The organism is Ponticoccus litoralis, from assembly GCF_039769985.1.
GTDB classification, from domain to species: domain Bacteria; phylum Pseudomonadota; class Alphaproteobacteria; order Rhodobacterales; family Rhodobacteraceae; genus Ponticoccus; species Ponticoccus litoralis.
This window is the reverse complement of record NZ_JBDNCH010000004.1, coordinates 235,167-252,968: the sequence shown is the minus strand read 5'-3', so window position 1 is coordinate 252,968 and position 17,802 is coordinate 235,167. Positions and strand designations below refer to the sequence as shown.

The 17,802-nt window shown below is 66.5% G+C and carries 6 protein-coding genes and 1 pseudogene; all 7 read right to left on the bottom strand.

Annotated features, from left to right (window positions below):
• Nucleotides 1-11: 11 nt before the first annotated feature.
• The 7 genes and pseudogenes from ABFB10_RS21810 to ABFB10_RS21780 all read right to left on the bottom strand — a co-directional run bounded on the left by ABFB10_RS21810 (nucleotide 12) and on the right by ABFB10_RS21780 (nucleotide 17,739).
• The gene (locus ABFB10_RS21810) at nucleotides 12-1,187 is read right to left on the bottom strand and encodes a beta-barrel domain-containing protein (RefSeq protein ID WP_347168328.1); all 1,176 of its coding nucleotides are present in this window, start codon (nucleotides 1,185-1,187) and stop codon (nucleotides 12-14) included.
• On the bottom strand, nucleotides 1,184-3,205 hold the full coding sequence (locus ABFB10_RS21805) for a type I secretion system permease/ATPase (protein WP_430523065.1): 2,022 nt from the start codon (nucleotides 3,203-3,205) through the stop codon (nucleotides 1,184-1,186). The genes ABFB10_RS21810 and ABFB10_RS21805 overlap by 4 nt, the downstream gene beginning before the upstream one ends.
• Nucleotides 3,206-5,221: 2,016 nt before the next feature.
• Nucleotides 5,222-8,869, bottom strand: coding sequence for a hypothetical protein (locus tag ABFB10_RS21800; protein WP_347168326.1), 3,648 nt, complete (start codon nucleotides 8,867-8,869; stop codon nucleotides 5,222-5,224).
• A 32-nt stretch (nucleotides 8,870-8,901) separates the two neighbouring features.
• Complete coding sequence (locus ABFB10_RS21795; protein WP_347168325.1) at nucleotides 8,902-11,949, bottom strand: Ig-like domain-containing protein; 3,048 nt, start codon at nucleotides 11,947-11,949, stop codon at nucleotides 8,902-8,904.
• Nucleotides 11,942-15,937, bottom strand: a pseudogene (locus ABFB10_RS21790) (VCBS domain-containing protein); the annotation flags it as partial. The gene ABFB10_RS21795 and the pseudogene ABFB10_RS21790, both read right to left, overlap by 8 nt.
• A complete protein-coding gene (locus tag ABFB10_RS21785; RefSeq protein ID WP_347168324.1) occupies nucleotides 15,930-17,030 on the bottom strand; it encodes an Ig-like domain-containing protein in 1,101 nt (366 codons plus the stop codon). The pseudogene ABFB10_RS21790 and the gene ABFB10_RS21785, both read right to left, overlap by 8 nt.
• Complete coding sequence (locus tag ABFB10_RS21780) at nucleotides 17,023-17,739, bottom strand: BapA/Bap/LapF family prefix-like domain-containing protein (RefSeq protein ID WP_347168323.1); 717 nt, start codon at nucleotides 17,737-17,739, stop codon at nucleotides 17,023-17,025. Before ABFB10_RS21780 ends, ABFB10_RS21785 begins: the two co-directional genes overlap by 8 nt.
• Nucleotides 17,740-17,802: the final 63 nt, after the last annotated feature.

Genomic DNA, 17,802 nt, shown 5'->3' with positions numbered 1-17,802 from the left:
GACCCGCGGTCTCATCTTTCACGAAGCGCCTCCTGTGCCCGGTTGAACGGTTTGACGAGATACTGCCAGACGGTCTTTTCCCCGGTGCGAATGTCGACCGTGGCGATCATGCCCGGCACGATGGGAAAGCGCGTGCCGATCTCGTTGGTCAGGAAATCCTCTTGGGTGCGGATGTAGGCGCGGTAATAGACCTGATCGGGATTGACCTCGTCCCGCACGGTGTTGGGCGAGATCGTCACCACCTCGCCCGAGAGCCCGCCGAAGATCGCGTAGTCATAGGCCGACAGCTTGACCTGCGCCTCTTGTCCGGGGTGGATGAAGGCGATGTCGCGGGGGGAAATCCGGGCCTCGATCAGCAGTTTGTCATCCATCGGAACGATGGTCATCAGGTTGCCGCCGGGCGGAACGACGCCGCCGATGGTCGTCACCGCGATGTCCTTGACGATGCCGCGCATCGGCGCCTGGAATACCAGCCGTGCAAGCTGGTCGGACCGGCCGCGCATGACCGAGGCCTGCACCTCGGCCTCGGCGTTGACGCGCTGCAGTTCCTCGCCCGCCTGAACCCGCGCATCGGCCTGCAGGCGCGCGATTTCCAGCTCGGTCTGGGCGGCCTCGCGGCGCAGGCGGATCACCTCGACCCGGCTGGCCGCGCCGTTCTTTTGCAGGGTCTCCGTGATATCAAGCTCTTGCCGGGTCAGTTCCAGACCCTCGGTCAGGCCCGACAGTGCCTCTTGCAGGCTGTTGCGACGAGAACGGAACAGGGCCAGTTCGTTGCGGCGCAGCTGGTCGAAGTCGTCCCCCGAGAGTTCGACCGGAAAATCCACCGTCTCGCGACCGTCAAGCTCTGCGCGCAGCCGCGCCGCCGCCGCGATGGCGGCGTGGTATTTGGCCGCCGCTTCCTCGACGTTGGAGGCCGAACGCGTGGCGTCGAGCCGGGCGATGGTCTGGCCCTTCTCGACCATATCGCCCTCTCTGACAGAGATCGCCGTGACGATGCCCCCTTCCAGAGACTGGATCACCTGTTCGCGCGACGAGGGCACAACCGTGCCCTGACCGCGCGAGACCTCGACCAGCGGAAAATACCAGGCCCAGCCCGGGAACAGCGCCAGCATGACGAAGACCAGCCAGACCAGCCGGCGTTCGGCCCGGGCCGTGGGGCGTTCCTCGATGAAGGACAGATCCGTCATGCTGCGGCCTCGCCGCCGCGCAATTGCGCCAGCACCTTGTCCTTCGGGCCGTCCATGGCGATGCGCCCGTTGCTGACCACGATCAGGCGGTCGACGATCCGCAGGATGGCCGGGCGGTGGGTGGCGACGATCACCGATTTCTCGGGCCCCAGCCGCCCCAGCATGTCGATCATCGCGGCCTCGGACACCTCGTCGAAGGCGGCGGTGGGTTCGTCCAGCAGCAGGACGTTGGGATCGCGCAGCAGGATGCGCGCCATGAGCAGGCCCTGCTTCTGGCCGCCGGACAGGCCAAGGCCGCCTTCCTGCACCAGATGATCCAGCCCGTCGGGCAGCCGCTCGACGAAATCGACAAGGCTCATGCGGCGCAGCATGTCCATGATGGCCGCGTCGGTGGCATCCGGCGCCCCCAGCGTCAGGTTCTCGCGCAGCGTGCCATGGAACAGCCGCGCGCCCTGAGCCAGCAGCGCAACGTCGCGGCGCAGGTCGTTGGGATCGATCAATCCCATCACCACGTCGTCGACACGGATTTCACCAGCCATGGGTTCGAGCAGCCCGGCGAGCCCCGACAGCAGCGTCGATTTGCCGGCGCCGTTGCGCCCCAGAATGGCGATGCGCTCGCCGGGTGCGATCCGTATCCGCTCGACCTTCAGGATCGGGGTCTGCGGATCATGGCCGAAGACCGCGTCCTTCAGGGCAAAATCGCCCTGGATCACCGGCTTGTGGATGCGCTGTTCCTGCGGGGCGGTATCGACCGGCAGGGCCATCAGCTGATCCAGCGCCTGGCGGGCGACCCGGGCCTGTTGCCAGCGGTTCAGGATCTGGGTGACAGAGGTCAGCGGCGCCAGCATCCGCGATGACAGGATCGAGGCCGCGACCAGCGCGCCGGTGCTCAGATCGCCCGCCATGACCATCGGCGCCCCGAAGAAGACCACCACCGCGAAGACCGCGCCCTGCACCGCCTGAGCCCAGGACGACAGGCTGTTCACAAGGTCGCGCAGTTGCATCGACGACCCGGCGGTGGTCTCGTTGTAGTGGTTCCACAGGTTCTGGAACCGGGTTTCGGCCTGCAGCGACTTGATGTCGTCGATCCCCTGGATCGCCTCGACCAGCATGGCGCTGCGCAGCGCGCTTTCGCGGGTATTGGCCTCGGCCAGGCGGCGCAGGCGCTTCTGGGCCAGAAGCCCGGGCGCCACCATCAGGACCACGGCGGCCAGCGGAATCCAGACAAGCCCGCCGACGATGGCATAGAACAGCGCGCAGAACAGCAGGAAGAACGGCACATCGGCCACCGCCGATACGGTGGTCGAGGTCATCATCTCGCGCACGTGTTCCAGTTCGCGGACCTGCGAGATGAACGTCCCGGTCGACCGGGGGCGGGCGGAGTTGCGCACCCGCAGCGCATGGCCGAACACCCTGTCCGAGATGCGCAGGTCGGCGGCCTTGCCCGCCTCGTCGGTGATGCGTCCGCGCGCAAGGCGCATCAACAGGCCGAAGAACGAGGCCAGCATGACCCCGGCAAACAGCACCCAGAGCGTATTCATCGACTGGCTGGGAATGACGCGGTCGTAGACCTGCATCGAAAAGATGATCCCGGCCAGCGCCAGCACGTTGGTGACCAGCGAGGCGACCATGACCGCCCGGTAGGGCGCAAGGTCGGCCAGGGCGATGCTGCGCAGCCAGTCGGGACGCCAGGGCGCGATATAGTCGTCGATGCGCCGGTCGGGCCGGGCCGACAGCGGGCGCAGCACGAAGAGGCGCCGCAGGCGCCCTGTCAGCTCCGCGCGGGAAACCGGCGTTTCCAGCCCCTTCTCGCCGGCGAGCGCAATCCCGAAGCCATCGGCGGTTTCCCGTTCGACGACGCCGATCTCGCCATTGTCGAACTCGACCAGCAGGGGCAGGCGCAGGGTCGAGATCGCCTCGGGCCGAATGTCGGGTTCGCGGATCGAAAGCCCCGCAGAGCGTGCCAGAACCCGCAGCCGGTCCGCATCCGCGGACCGAGGCAAGGTCCAGCCGGACACGTTCGGGAGAGACGGCAATGCCGTAATGCGCGGCGATGCGCAATACGGCCTCCGTCCACCCCCTGTGCGCGGTGGACCCGCCCGTTTCCGGGCGGGTTATGCGCCTTTCGACGGTCACGGCGTCACACCTCGTAGGCGCCGGACTGAAGCTCGTCCTCCAGAACGCGGCCCGGCACCGGCTGTCCGATCAGGACATCGTCGCCTTGCGGCTGCGCGCCGTCATCCGATGTCTCTTCCGGCAGACCGGCGGTCAGGTCTTCTTCCTCCCGCACCGGTGCCATCAGATCGTCAAGGCGCAGCGTCTCGGGCTCTTCGTCGGGCCGGTCGGCCAGCTTGCCCTCGTCGAGCGAGGCAAGGCCGAAGCCTTCCGCGCCGCCACCGAACCCGAAGGACATCATCGACGCCGCGGCGAAGGGGCTGGGCAGCGGCGAGACCGTCACGTCCTCGACGGTGAGGGTCACGTCCGGTTCGCCCGCGCTGGTGCCGGTGAAGGTCCCGTCGCCGTTGTCGGTCCAGTCGCCGGACAGCGACAGCGTGTCCTCTGCCGATCCCCGCACCGTCAGCAGGTTGTCGCCATCGGTCATGGCGCGCACCTGCTCGGGCGTCAGATCGGTGATCGCGTTGGACCCCGCGACGCCAAGATCGAGCGTTTCGACATTGCTCAGCTGTGTGCCGAGCTCCGCCCCGGTCAGGCTTTCGCCGCCACGCAGATGCACCGTGTCCTCGCCCGCCTTGCCGTTGATGGCAGAGCCGGTCCAGATCAGGCTGTTGTCGCCCGTGGTCGGCAACTGCTGACCCAGGTTCACCGTAAGGGTGGTGCCTGTGTCGGCCGAAACCGCACCTGCATCGCCGCTTTCCACCGTATGCGCGGTCACGTCGATCTGAACGCCGGCTGTGCCGCTGTCCTGATCGGTCAGTGCGTCGCGCGCCTGAATGAACCCGAGGTTGTCCAGATCGGTCTGGCTCAGCCCGGTCAGGGTATAGGTGTCGCTGGCGGCATCGTAGCTGATGCCCGAGACCAGCGGCGTCGTGCCCGTGTAGAAGGACGCGAACTCGCCCAGACCCTTGATTTCAAGCGTCGTCGTCTCGATGCTTTCATCCGCTGCCGCGGTCTCCGAGGCATCCTCGGAATCGACCATGGAGGCGTTGAGGTTCAGCGACACGATGGTCCCTTCCTGACCGAAGGAATTCGTCCCCGTCATCGTCAGGCCGTTGGCCACCGGGGCGACCGTGATATCGCCGATCGGCAGGATATCCACGCGGGACTCGGACAGCGTGGTTTCGCCCGACTTCACCACAAGTGCGAGGTCGTCCAGTGTGCCACTCCAGTTCTGCGGCGGCAGGATGCCGACATAGGGCGGAAGAGCGGAGCCGCCGCTGGCCAGAACCCAGGTGTTGACACCGCCCGAACCGCCGGCGTTGACCGCCATGTCGGCAAGGCTCGCATCGCTCGCGCTGCTGCCGGTATACAGCAGGAACCCGTCGGGCAGGCTCGACAACAGAACCGTGAAGATCTGTTCGGACCCGTCCGCGTCGTTCAGGGCAAGCGTCAGGTCGAGGTCGATCAACGCACTGGTGCTGGGCTCTGCCGCCTCGTCACCGCCCAGCGGGCCGGTCGGGGCAAGCGTGACGCCATCGTTGCTCAGCTCGACAGGCAGGGTTGCCGTGCCGGTCGAAATCGTCGGGACGCTGCCGGTCTCGATGTTGCTGATCCAGGCGTCGACGGTGAGATCCCCGGTGACCATGCTGTCGGGCGTGAACACCAGATCCTGCGGCCCGTTCATCGCAACGCCCGGGACGACGTAATAGGTGCCGTCGGGGATGCCATCGACGCCGGTGACGGTTTGCGGAACCAGAACCGTGCCACCCTGCGTCAGCGTGCCGTTTTCCAGTCCGCTCGTCCCGCCGATCTGCAGATAGAGATCGCCGGTGACGGTGGATCCCGCACTGCCATCGGCCGGGTTCGTCACGGTGATCGTCAGCGGGATCTCGGTATCGCTTTCGGTCACCTTGCCGTCAGGATCCGACGGGTCGAGCACGATGTCGATCACGGCCTTGTCGGTCACCGGGTTCACCGGAACCGGGGGCACGATGGTCGCGGTCTCGGACCGGCCACCACCGGCCACGGCGGTGGTCAGCGTGGCGTTGAGTTCGAAGGGCTCGGCAAGGTTGTTGCCGTTGCCATCCTGCGGCGTCGTGATCTCGATGCTGTCCATAAGCGCATCCAGCTTTGCCTGGACGGTGGCAGCGTCGTCGCCCGATGCGGTCGTCACCGATGCAGTCCAGACCTCCTGGCCGTCGATCACCGAGCGCACCATGCCTTCCACCTGCGTTCCCGCGGGCAGGTCGACGATGGTGACCGTCAGGATGTTCGGGCTGGTGGTCCAGGCCGTGACCTCTGCATTGACCATGTCGGACAGCACAAAGCTGACGTCCTCGGTTGCCTCTGCACCGGTGTATTCCCAGGTTTCGATCGTGGCAGGCGGTGCCACTGTGCCCGGCGGGAAGGTGGTGGTCAGGAACCACTGCGCCGTATCGGACAGGACATCTGTCGCCGATCCCGCGAGATCGCCGCGATCCTGGGTCTGCACCGTGACCGAGATCGGCGCGTCGGTCAGCCCGACTGCGCCATAGCCCACGGTGAAGGTGACATCCGAGGTCGAGTCCGCCCGCCGCGTTGATCGGCAGTGCGTCGGTGCCCTCGTAGGTCAGCAGCCATGTTCCGCCGCCAAGCAGTTGGCCGCCCTCGACGGATACGCCCTCGGGCACGTCCTCCAGGATCACGCGCACGAGGTGCTCGCTGCCGTCATGATCGGGGTTGGCGATGTTCAGGGTGACGGTCACCTGCTCGCCGCTGGTGTCAACGGTCACGCGGTCGCCCGGCACCGAGTCGATGCTGTCGATTGTCAGCGCAGGCGCGTCGCTGACCGGCGTGGCGGTCAGCTCGAACCGTCCGTCGGTCCAGTCGCCGGTGACCGGCAGAACGTTGCCGTCGCCCGGATCGGTGATCTGGTACTGCAGGTCGAAACCGCCAAGCGATCCATCCAGATGCGCGCCACCCTGTACCGAAAGCTGACCCACCTGGGTGCCGTTCAGTTCGTAGTACTCGACGCCGCCAATGGAGACGACCGGAAGACCGGCTATCAAAAGCGGCACCTCGGAACCGGGCGCACCCAGATACAGCGTGAAATCGCCGCTCTCGACGTGGTCAATGTTGATCCGCAGGCCGCTGATCATCTCATCGGTATCGCCGTTCTGATGCACGATCCCAAGGTCGAGAGGCTGCCGGACATCCTCGACGATCTCGGTCTGTGTGGTGATCGTCGCCTCGGGCGAGGGGCTTACCACGAAGCGGATCGGGGTCGGCGAGCCGGTTCGGGAATCCCCGTCGTTTTCTGTCGTGACGGGCACCACGGCGAACTCGACCAGTCCCGAGAAGTTCTTCGGAACGGTGATCTCGGTGCTGCCGATCTGGCTTTCCTGCAGGATCCAAACCCGGTCTGCACCGGTCTTGTCCGGGCCGGTCAGCAGGGTGCCCTGGCTCAGGTCGAAACCTTCGGGCAGCCCGGTGACCTGAAGGGTCAGCCTCTCGGATCCGTCGGTGTCCGGCGAGCTGACGGAAACCATGTCGGCCAGCATGACGGTATCGGTCTCGCTGTCCAGTTCCGCCTCGACATAGCTCTGCGAGGTCAAGGTCACGTCGGCTTCGTCCGCGACGCCCTTCATGTGGATTTCCATCGGCAGCGTGATCGGCGCCGAAACGTCCTCGTGAATGGTTCCGCCGATATCCAGCCGGTCGACGCTCTGCGCGCTGATGTCGAGCGTGAAGTCGACGTTGCTGTGCGGCGGCGGCGTCAGAATGAGCGGCAGCGCGGGATCGAAGTCGACGAAAGTCGCGACGCCTCCGGTCACCGTCACGGGCTGGCCGTCATAGGTCAGCGTCGCCCCTGCGGGGATATCCGCGATGGTGACGTTGAAGGTCTCGGAGGGATCCGAACTGCGCGGGCGGATCACCAGCGGGATATCGGTATCCTCGTAGCCCTGGGCGCGCGCCGTCAGCGACATCGTCACCTCATCGGCGGCAGGCGAGATCAGGATATTGGTCAGGTAGGACTGACCGCTGGTCGCCTCGACCGTCGAGCCGGTGCCATCGTCGTCGGGGTCGACGGTATGGGCCTGCACCCCGATCTGGAACTGCCCCGAGAAGTTCTCGGCGGCGCGGAACTGCAGGGTGTCGAGGTATTCCATCGGCACATCGACCGGCGTGCCGTCGAAGACGGCCTGATGCCACGTCGATCCGTCGAACCACTGGAACTGAGAGCCGATGGCATCGGCCTGCGAGCCGTCGCCATGGATCAGCTCGGGCGTCAGCCGGGCGAAGGTCTGCTCGCCGCTGTCCTGATTGCTCCAATCGGCGCCGAGGTCGAACCCGTCGCTGTTCAGATCGAACCAGGCATCCTCTTCGCCCGGGGTGGTGTAGTTGAAGTCACCGTTCATGGTCAGGTCATCCACACCGTCACCATCGGTGTCGGTGCCGACGGTCTCGGCCACCGGGTTCACCGTGACGGTTACGTTGTGAACGACGGTTTGGTCATCCTGAACCGTCGCACCGTCGATCCAGGCTCTGTCCTGGCTCGTGACGGTGACAGGAATGGTCACATCGCTGCTGTCATGGGCAGGCGCCACAAGGGTGAAGGAATCGAGATAGGTTTCGAGTACATTCGGCAGACCCGGCATCACGCCGATTGTTATCGTCGCGCCGGACTGATCGAAGGTAAGTCCGGGCGGCAGCGCCGGCAGTGGCCCCAGGTCCCAACCCGGGGGAATGTCGAAGGACACCTCGCGGATGAACTCCTGCCCTCCGGCCTGTGTCAAGGGGCTTGTGTCCGTCAGGGTGAGCCCGGCAAGGAAGGCGATGGGGCTGTCCTCGTCGCCTTCTGCGTCCGGGATCTCCACGTCGCCCGCAACCGGCGTCACGTTCAGGTCCAGGGTGACGCTGTCGCTTACCGGTCCGCTGGTGGTGCCATCCTCAGGTGCGCTGCCATTCCAGTGGCCGTCGGCATCGGTGTCCTGCCCGTTCAGGGTGACCGTGATCCCGTTGATCTCACCGCTGAAGTCCGGGCCTCCGCCGATCTCGATGGTCGGCAGGGCGGTCGGATCGGTCGACAGACCCGGGGCGGGAATGTCGATGCTGCCGCCCGCCGCGACCGTGGTGCCGTTGACGACGATGTCCTTGTCCGAGCCGTTGGTGATGGTGAAGGACCGGTCCTCGCTGCCGTCGAGATCGGCGAAGCTGGAGGCGAGGATGGCCGAAATGTCGACCGTGGTGTCCTCTTTCAGGGTCAGCTCGGCCTGGTCGGTGCCAGTATAGACAATGGCGTCGGCCTTGTCGACGGTCGCGGGATCGGCGGCGTTGAATTCAAGGGTAACCGGATCGGTCACCGCCTCGACATAGACCGTCACGGTTTCCGTGCTGGTGGCCCCGGGCACGCCGGGCATAATCCCGCCACTGCTGTCCAGCTCGTAGCTGGTCACTTCGTAGGATACCTCGAAGTTCTCCGAGGCGTGCTCGGGCGGTGTGACCGTCAAGGCCTCGAACTCGGCGCTGGTCATGACCTGATCGGCAGCCGCCGACGTCCCGGTGACGGGATACACATCGCTCAAAGCGATGCTCACAGAGCCACTGGCGTCGACGGTCAGGCTGCCGCCCCCCAAGACAGGATTGTGCCTTCGGGAAAGCCGGACAGGGTGATCAGGCCAATCCCCTCGGTTTCCAGGTTGTTGCCGGCTCCCATGCCGTTATCGGTGATGACAGGCGCGTTCAGCCCCAGCGGCACGGCGGTGTCCTCCGCCACATTGATGCTCTCGGCGTCAACCGACAGCGCCGGCGCATCGGATATCGGCGCGACATTGATCGTCACGGTCGTCGAGGCCGTGACGCCATCGTCGGTGGTCTCGAAGACAAACTCCTGGGTGCCGCTGAAGTTCGGTGCAGGAACAAAGGTGATCACACCCGTGGCACTGACCGTCACCGTGCCGTTGGCGAAGGGGTGGTCCCTGCTGCCGTCGGCGTTAAGGGTCACGGGGGTGGCCTCGAGGCCGCCGTGGGTCACGATCGTGTTCGTCGCGGTCATATCCGCCGACAGGGTAAAGCTGTTGTCGGTATCGCCTGCCTGGCTGTCCTCGACAACGTCCACCTGCAGCGTTGCGACGGGTGCATCGTCGGCCACGGTGATCGTGATAGCGGAGTTTGCGGTGTCGCCATCGCTGTCCCGGGCCCGGACGCCGAAGGTCAGCTCGATTTCTGCATCGCCGTTGTGATCAAGCGGACGCAGCAGTTCGAAGGTATATCCTGCTGCTGCCGAAGTCGGGTCCGTCAGGGTCACGACAAAGACGGGCTCCCCTCCGTTCCCCTTGGTCGCGATCAGGGTCTGATCGTCGGCGGACAGCATCAAGACAAGGGGCACGCCGCCCGAGCTCAGCCCGGCGGGCAGCCCGACGGTGCCGAAAGTCACGGTCACATCGTCCTGCCCGGGGGTCAGGTTAAGCGTGCCGCTGACCTCGCGCAGATCCGCATCGGGGGTGCTGCCGCTGGCCAGGTTGGCTTCGTCGATGTTTACGTCCTGCGGCACCCCCAGAACCGGAACCGTATCGGTCACGGTGATCTGCTGGGTCGCAGAGCCCGGCGAGACGTCGCCATCGGCATCGATGGTGGTATAGCTGAAATCGTCCCGCAGCTCGGTGTCGTTTGTCGGCTTGACGTGATCGGCGCTGCTATCGGGCGCGTAGGACCAGGAGCCATCGCTGGAGACGGTCAGAGAGCCGTATTGCGTGATGACGAGTTCCGTGCCGCCCTGGGGGATCAGGACCGACGCGGAATTGCCGCCGGCGTCGGTATAGGTGATCTCGTGCACCCGGCCGCCATCGGCGCCCAGCGTGTCGTTGGCCAGCAGGTTGTCGCCACCATTCGCAGAGCCGACACGGGAACCGCCTTCGACCACGGTGACCGCTGTATCCGCCCGGGGTGCAGCGGGGGCATCGTCCTCGACACCGGCGACAATGCGATCGACCCGGATGTCGCCATCGCTTTCGACGGCGGCAATCTGGATCGTCTCGCGCAGGATGTCATTGGCGGTGCTGTCGCTGTGATCCCCGGTGTTGCCGGTCAGCGTGTAGCTGTAGCTGATCTCGCCGGTTGCCGCATCGTACCCGGTGATGCTGAGCGTACCGTATTGCGTCGCCACATCGACCGGCGTGGTCGCCGCATTCTGCAGCTCGGCCAGCGTCACGGTCGTGCCGCCGCTCAGGGCGCCGCCCGAAACCGTGCCGCCGATCACGATCGAGGCAAGCGGCGATGCGCTTGTGCCCAGAACGAAGGTCGCGCTGGTGGTGTCGGTGCCAGTCCCCTCGGCGGTGCCGCCGGTCAGGCCGGATTCCGCGACGAGGATATCCTCGGGTTGTCCGGGGACCGTATCGGAGATCTCCAGCCCGGTCACGGTGCGACCGTCCGTGTCGGTGTTGCCATAGGCATCGACCGCGCTGGCGGACAGCACCGTTTCACCCGTGGCCAGCGGCCCGGGCAGGGGCACGCTCCAGGTGCCGTCGGGCTGGACGGTCGCGGAATACTGCGTGCCGTCCACGTCCAGCGTGACGCTTGCGCCCGGCTCACCGGTGCCGGTGATCACCGGCGCGACGCCGTCTTCCACCAGGACCGGATCGATGGTCACGGTCGTGACGGTGTCCTTCAGGATGCTGTCGGTCGTCGTCACGGTATTGCCGGCGGCGTCCTCGACATCGGCGGTCACGGTCAGCGTGCCGTCGTCCAGCCCGCTCAGATCGGCGGTCACGGAATAAGAGCCATCGGGCTGCACCACGATGCTGCCCACGGGAACGGTCACGCTGTTCGTGCCGTCAGAGATGGTCAGGCCGGTGATCTGTCCGCCGACCGCCGCCTGTCCGTCGATCGCAACCTGGGTCAGATCGTCCACCGAGGACAGCACGTTGTCGGGAAGCGTGGCACCGGCGGGGCTGGCATCGTCGGTGATGTCGACGCTGGCGCTGTTGATCACCCAGTCCGCGGTTGTCGTGGCATTGGCGGTGCCGCTGCCATCGTCGACGGTGTAGGGCAGGATCAGTTCGGCTGGCGCATTGGGGCCCGGCACGAAGGTCAGCGTGCCGTCTGCCGCCATCGAGACCGTCCCGCGGCCACCGCTGAGGGTGATGCTGCCGCCGGCGGTGATGGCCCGGCCGTCCACCTCGGTCACGGTCAGGGTGGTGGTTTCGCCGCTGTCGACGTCGCTGTCATTGGCCACGACGTCCAGCACCGCATCGGCGCCCGCGACAACCAGCGTCGCGTCGTCCTGCGCATCCGGCCGGTCGTTGCTGCCGTTGATCGTGACGGTGACCGTCACGGTGTGAGAGGCGCCCAGCGAATCCTCGACCGTGACCTCGTAGTCCTGCGTCAGGACCGTGCCGGCGGGCAGCGTATCGAGATCGGCATCGTTCACCGTGAAGGTCCAGGTGACCTCTCCGGTGACAGGGTCGAGCCCGCCCGGTGTGAAGGTGCCCAGGTAGCCCGCGCCCTGCGGCGCGGCGGTGACCGTGTGGGTGTCCGTCGCGTCCAGTGCCCGAGACCTGAAGCGTCCCGGTCTCGACGTGGTCCAGCGTGTTTTCCGCCGGATCGCCGTCGGCCAGTTCCGTGATCGTCGCCGAAAGGTCCGACCCGGCCGAGATCTCGGGCACATCGTTGGTGCCGTTGATGGTGATCGTGACCACCTGCTCGTCGAAGCCGCCGTCGTTGTCGGTGACCCTTACGGTGATCTCTTCGGTCAGGGTGCCTCCGACGGGCAGCGCCTGCACATCGGGGTGGGCGTTGTCGAGCGCATAGCGCCACTGGCCGGTGCTGTCGACGGTCAGGGTGCCGTAATCGCCGGTGCTTCCTTCCACGGTCCAGACATGGGTGTTGCCGGTGTCGATGTCATCCTGCGACAGCTGGCCCGTCGCGGACAGGGCGAGATCCTCGGTGACGGCGCCCGTGGCGACGCCCTTGATCACCGGATCGTCGTTGGTGCCGTTGATGGTGATCGTGACCACCTGCTCGTCGAAGCCGCCGTCGTTGTCGGTGACCCTTACGGTGATCTCTTCGGTCAGGGTGCCTCCGAGGGGCAGCGCCTGCACATCGGGGTGGGCGTTGTCGAGCGCATAGCGCCACTGTCCGGTGCTGTCGACGGTCAGGGTGCCGTAATCGCCGGTGCTCCCTTCCACGGTCCAGACATGGGTGTTGCCGGTGTCGATGTCGTCCTGCGACAGCTGGCCCGTCGCGGACAGGGAGACATCCTCGGTGACGGCGCCCGTGGCGACGCCCTTGATCACCGGATCGTCGTTGGTGCCGTTGATGGTGATCGTGACCACCTGCTCGTCGAAGCCGCCGTCGTTGTCGGTGACCCTTACGGTGATCTCTTCGGTCAGGGTGCCTCCGACGGGCAGCGCCTGCACATCGGGGTGGGCGTTGTCGAGCGCATAGCGCCACTGGCCGGTGCTGTCGACGGTCAGGGTGCCGTAATCGCCGGTGCTTCCTTCCACGGTCCAGACATGGGTGTTGCTGGTGTCGATGTCATCCTGCGACAGCTGGCCCGTCGCGGACAGGGCGAGATCCTCGGTGACGGCGCCCGTGGCGACGCCCTTGATCACCGGATCGTCGTTGGTGCCGTTGATGGTGATCGTGACCACCTGCTCGTCGAAGCCGCCGTCGTTGTCGGTGACCCTTACGGTGATCTCTTCGGTCAGGGTGCCTCCGAGGGGCAGCGCCTGCACATCGGGGTGGGCGTTGTCGAGCGCATAGCGCCACTGTCCGGTGCTGTCGACGGTCAGGGTGCCGTAATCGCCGGTGCTCCCTTCCACGGTCCAGACATGGGTGTTGCCGGTGTCGATGTCGTCCTGCGACAGCTGGCCCGTCGCGGACAGGGAGACATCCTCGGTGACGGCGCCCGTGGCGACGCCCTTGATCACCGGATCGTCGTTGGTGCCGTTGATGGTGATCGTGACCACCTGCTCGTCGAAGCCGCCGTCGTTGTCGGTGACCCTTACGGTGATTTCTTCGGTCAGGGTGCCTCCGACGGGCAGCGCCTGCACATCGGGGTGGGTGTTGTCCAGCGCATAGCGCCACTGGCCGGTGCTGTCGACGGTCAGGGTGCCGTAATCGCCGGTGCTTCCTTCCACGGTCCAGACATGGGTGTTGCCGGTGTCGATGTCATCCTGCGACAGCTGGCCCGTCGCGGACAGGGCGAGATCCTCGGTGACGGCGCCCGTGGCGACGCCCTTGATCACCGGATCGTCGTTGGTGCCGTTGATGGTGATCGTGACCACCTGCTCGTCGAAGCCGCCGTCGTTGTCGGTGACCCTTACGGTGATCTCTTCGGTCAGGGTGCCTCCGACGGGCAGCGCCTGCACATCGGGGTGGGCGTTGTCGAGCGCATAGCGCCACTGGCCGGTGCTGTCGACGGTCAGGGTGCCGTAATCGCCGGTGCTCCCTTCCACGGTCCAGACATGGGTGTTGCCGGTGTCGATGTCGTCCTGCGACAGCTGGCCCGTCGCGGACAGGGCGAGATCCTCGGTGACGGCGCCCGTGGCGACGCCCTTGATCACCGGATCGTCGTTGGTGCCGTTGATGGTGATCGTGACCACCTGCTCGTCGAAGCCGCCGTCGTTGTCGGTGACCCTTACGGTGATTTCTTCGGTCAGGGTGCCTCCGACGGGCAGCGCCTGCACATCGGGGTGGGTGTTGTCCAGCGCATAGCGCCACTGGCCGGTGCTGTCGACGGTCAGGGTGCCGTAATCGCCGGTGCTTCCTTCCACGGTCCAGGCATGGGTGTTGCCGGTGTCGATGTCGTCCTGCGACAGCTGGCCCGTCTCGGACAGGGCGACATCCTCGCTGACGGCGCCCGTGGCGACGCCCGTGATCACCGGATCGTCGTTCGTGCCGTTGATGGTGACGGTGATGGTGCTGGTTGTGGTCCCGTCTACCGAGGTGACATGCCAGCTTTCCGTGAAGCTCTCGCCCAGGGCAAGGGACTGCACCTCGGGCAGGGTATTGTCGACCTCATAGGTCCAGTTTCCGGCCGCGTCGACGATCAGGTTGCCCAGTGCGGCGCCGCCATGGCTGGCGCTTCCGAAGGCCAGGCTGCCGGTGTCGAAGCGGTCCTCACCCGCGTCCACATCCGTGATCGTGACCTGCCCGGAGGCGCTCAGAATGCCGGTGCCGCCATCGGCATCCTCGGTGGCCTGCCCGGAATCGTCGGTCACGACCGGCACGTCATTCGTTCCGGTCAGGGTGACCACGATGGTCTCGCTTGCGGTGCCGTCGAGGCTGTCGACCGTCAGCCGGTCGGTGACGATCTCGCCATCGGTCAGCGCCTGCGTGGCCGCAAGGTCATTGTCCAGCACATAGGTCCAGGCGCCGGTCGCGGCGTCGAAGCTGAAGCTGCCGTAGGTTCCCTGCAGATCGGCTGGTGTCTGGAAGACCGCCTCGCCGCTATCGACGTCATTGACGGTCAGTGTGCCGCCCGCGGTGGGGGTGCCCGCCGCAGCATTCGACAGGCCACCGGCCTCGACAACGGATCCGGTCGCGTCACCGGTGATCGTCGCCGGATCGTTGACCGGGGTGACGGTGACATTGACGGTGATGGTGTCTCTGCCGCCCTGGCCGTCGTCGACGGTCACTGTGAAGCTGTCGCCGCCGTTGTAATCGGGGTTCGGCACGTATTCGTAGCTGCCGTCGGGGTTGACGGTGACGGTGCCGTTCGACGGCCCGCCGTCCAGCGTGAAGGTCAGCGGGTCGCCGTCGACATCCGTGGCGGTGACGGTGCCGCTGACCGGCGTGTCCTCGGGGGTGGTGACGGCGTCGTCCTCACCCACCGGCGGGTCGTTGACCGGCGTGACGGTGACGTTGACGGTGATGGTGTCGGTGCCGCCCTGGCCGTCGTCGACGGTCACGGTGAAGCTGTCACCGCCGTTGTAATCGGGGTTCGGCACGTACTCGTAGCTGCCGTCGGGGTTGACGGTGACGGTGCCGTTGGAGGGCCCGCCGTCCAGCGTGAAGGTGAGCGGGTCGCCGTCGACATCCGTGGCGGTGACGGTGCCGCTGACCGGCGTGTCCTCGGGGGTGGTGACGGCGTCGTCCTCACCCACCGGCGGGTCGTTGACCGGCGTGACGGTGACATTGACGGTGATGGTGTCGGTGCCGCCCTGGCCGTCGTCGACGGTCACGGTGAAGCTGTCGCCGCCGTTGTAATCGGGGTTCGGCGTGTATTCGTAGCTGCCGTCTGGGTTGACGGTGACGGTGCCGTTGGAGGGCCCGCCGTCCAGCGTGAAGGTGAGCGGGTCGCCGTCGACATCCGTGGCGGTGACGGTGCCGCTGACCGGCGTGTCCTCGGGGGTGGTGACGGCGTCGTCCTCACCCACCGGCGGGTCGTTGACCGGCGTGACGGTGACATTGACGGTGATGGTGTCGGTGCCGCCCTGGCCGTCGTCGACGGTCACGGTGAAGCTGTCGCCGCCGTTGTAATCGGGGTTCGGCGTGTATTCGTAGCTGCCGTCTGGGTTGACGGTGACGGTGCCGTTGGAGGGCCCGCCGTCCAGCGTGAAGGTGAGCGGGTCGCCGTCGACATCCGTGGCGGTGACGGTGCCGCTGACCGGCGTGTCCTCGGGGGTGGTGACGGCGTCGTCCTCACCCACCGGCGGGTCGTTGACCGGGGTGACGGTGACGTTGACGGTGATGGTGTCGGTGCCGCCCTCGGCCGTCGTCGACGGTCACGGTGAAGCTGTCGCCGCCGGTGTAATCCGGGTTCGGCACGTATTCGTAGCTGCCGTCGGGGTTGACGGTGACGGTGCCGTTGGAGGGCCCGCCGTCCAGCGTGAAGGTGAGCGGGTCGCCGTCGACATCCGTGGCGGTGACGGTGCCGCTGACCGGCGTGTCCTCGGGGGTGGTGACGGCGTCGTCCTCACCCACCGGCGGGTCGTTGACCGGCGTGACGGTGACATTGACGGTGATGGTGTCGGTGCCGCCCTGGCCGTCGTCGACGGTCACGGTGAAGCTGTCGCCGCCGTTGTAATCGGGGTTCGGCACGTATTCGTAGCTGCCGTCTGGGTTGACGGTGACGGTGCCGTTGGAGGGCCCGCCGTCCAGCGTGAAGGTGAGCGGGTCGCCGTCGACATCCGTGGCGGTGACGGTGCCGCTGACCGGCGTGTCCTCGGGGGTGGTGACGGCGTCGTCCTCACCCACCGGCGGGTCGTTGACCGGGGTGACGGTGACATTGACGGTGATGGTGTCGGTGCCGCCCTGGCCGTCGTCGACGGTCACGGTGAAGCTGTCGCCGCCGGTGTAATCGGGGTTCGGCACGTATTCGTAGCTGCCGTCGGGGTTCACGGTGACGGTGCCGTTGGAGGGCCCGCCGTCCAGCGTGAAGGTGAGCGGGTCGCCGTCGACATCCGTGGCGGTGACGGTGCCGCTGACCGGCGTGTCCTCGGGGGTGGTGACGGCGTCGTCCTCACCCACCGGCGGGTCGTTGACCGGCGTGACGGTGACATTGACGGTGATGGTGTCGGTGCCGCCCTGGCCGTCGTCGACGGTCACGGTGAAGCTGTCGCCGCCGTTGTAATCGGGGTTCGGCGTGTATTCGTAGCTGCCGTCTGGGTTGACGGTGACGGTGCCGTTGGAGGGCCCGCCGTCCAGCGTGAAGGTGAGCGGGTCGCCGTCGACATCCGTGGCGGTGACGGTGCCGCTGACCGGCGTGTCCTCGGGGGTGGTGACGGCGTCGTCCTCACCCACCGGCGGATCGTTGACCGGCGTGACGGTGACATTGACGGTGATGGTGTCGGTGCCGCCCTCGGCCGTCGTCGACGGTCACGGTGAAGCTGTCACCGCCGGTGTAGTCCGGGTTCGGCACGTACTCGTAGCTGCCGTCGGGGTTGACGGTGACGGTGCCGTTGGACGGCCCGCCGTCCAGCGTGAAGGTCAGGGGATCGCCGTCATCGTCCTTGGCGGAGACAGATCCGCTGATCGGGGTGTCTTCGGGCGTGGTCACGGAGGCGTCCTCGCCCGCCGGCGGGGTGTTGGGCGCGGGGGTGTCGGAATCCGGGCTGTCATTGCGCGCAACAAGGGCTGCGCCGCCCGCCAGCGCGCCAAGGCCCGCCAGAGCGGCCAGCGGAAGCGGCGGAATCAGCAGGGCATCTTCGATCTCGGCGATATCGAAGCCTTCCCAATCCTCGCCGTATTGCGCCCACCAGGTGACGCCGTTGCCGTCTTCGAACACCAGGTCGTTGCGGCCATCGGCATCCTGGACGAAGAAGCCCTCGATGACCAGGCGGGTGCCATCCTTGAGAACGAGGACCAGGTCGCTGCCGTCCCGATCGAAGCGCAGCACCTGCTCGGGCCCGATCGCCAGCTGGACAACGCTGGGCGCTTCAAGCGCGATTCGGCCCCCTTCGAAAACCTCGGAGGAACCGTTCTGCGCTTTCGGGAAAATTGTCGCTTTCATTATGCTCTCCGCCTCTCAATGCTGCCTGGCCGGCCCGCGAAAAAGCCTCCCCCTCTGACAAGG

Bases quoted from the DNA above. Each gene is read 5' to 3' on its own strand.
- ABFB10_RS21780 (WP_347168323.1), bottom strand. From the start codon at position 17,739: ATGAAAGCGACAATTTTCCCGAAAGCGCAGAACGGTTCCTCCGAGGTT.
- ABFB10_RS21810 (WP_347168328.1), bottom strand. From the start codon at position 1,187: ATGACGGATCTGTCCTTCATCGAGGAACGCCCCACGGCCCGGGCCGAA.
- ABFB10_RS21795 (WP_347168325.1), bottom strand. From the start codon at position 11,949: ATGTGCCCGAGATCTCGGCCGGGTCGGACCTTTCGGCGACGATCACGG.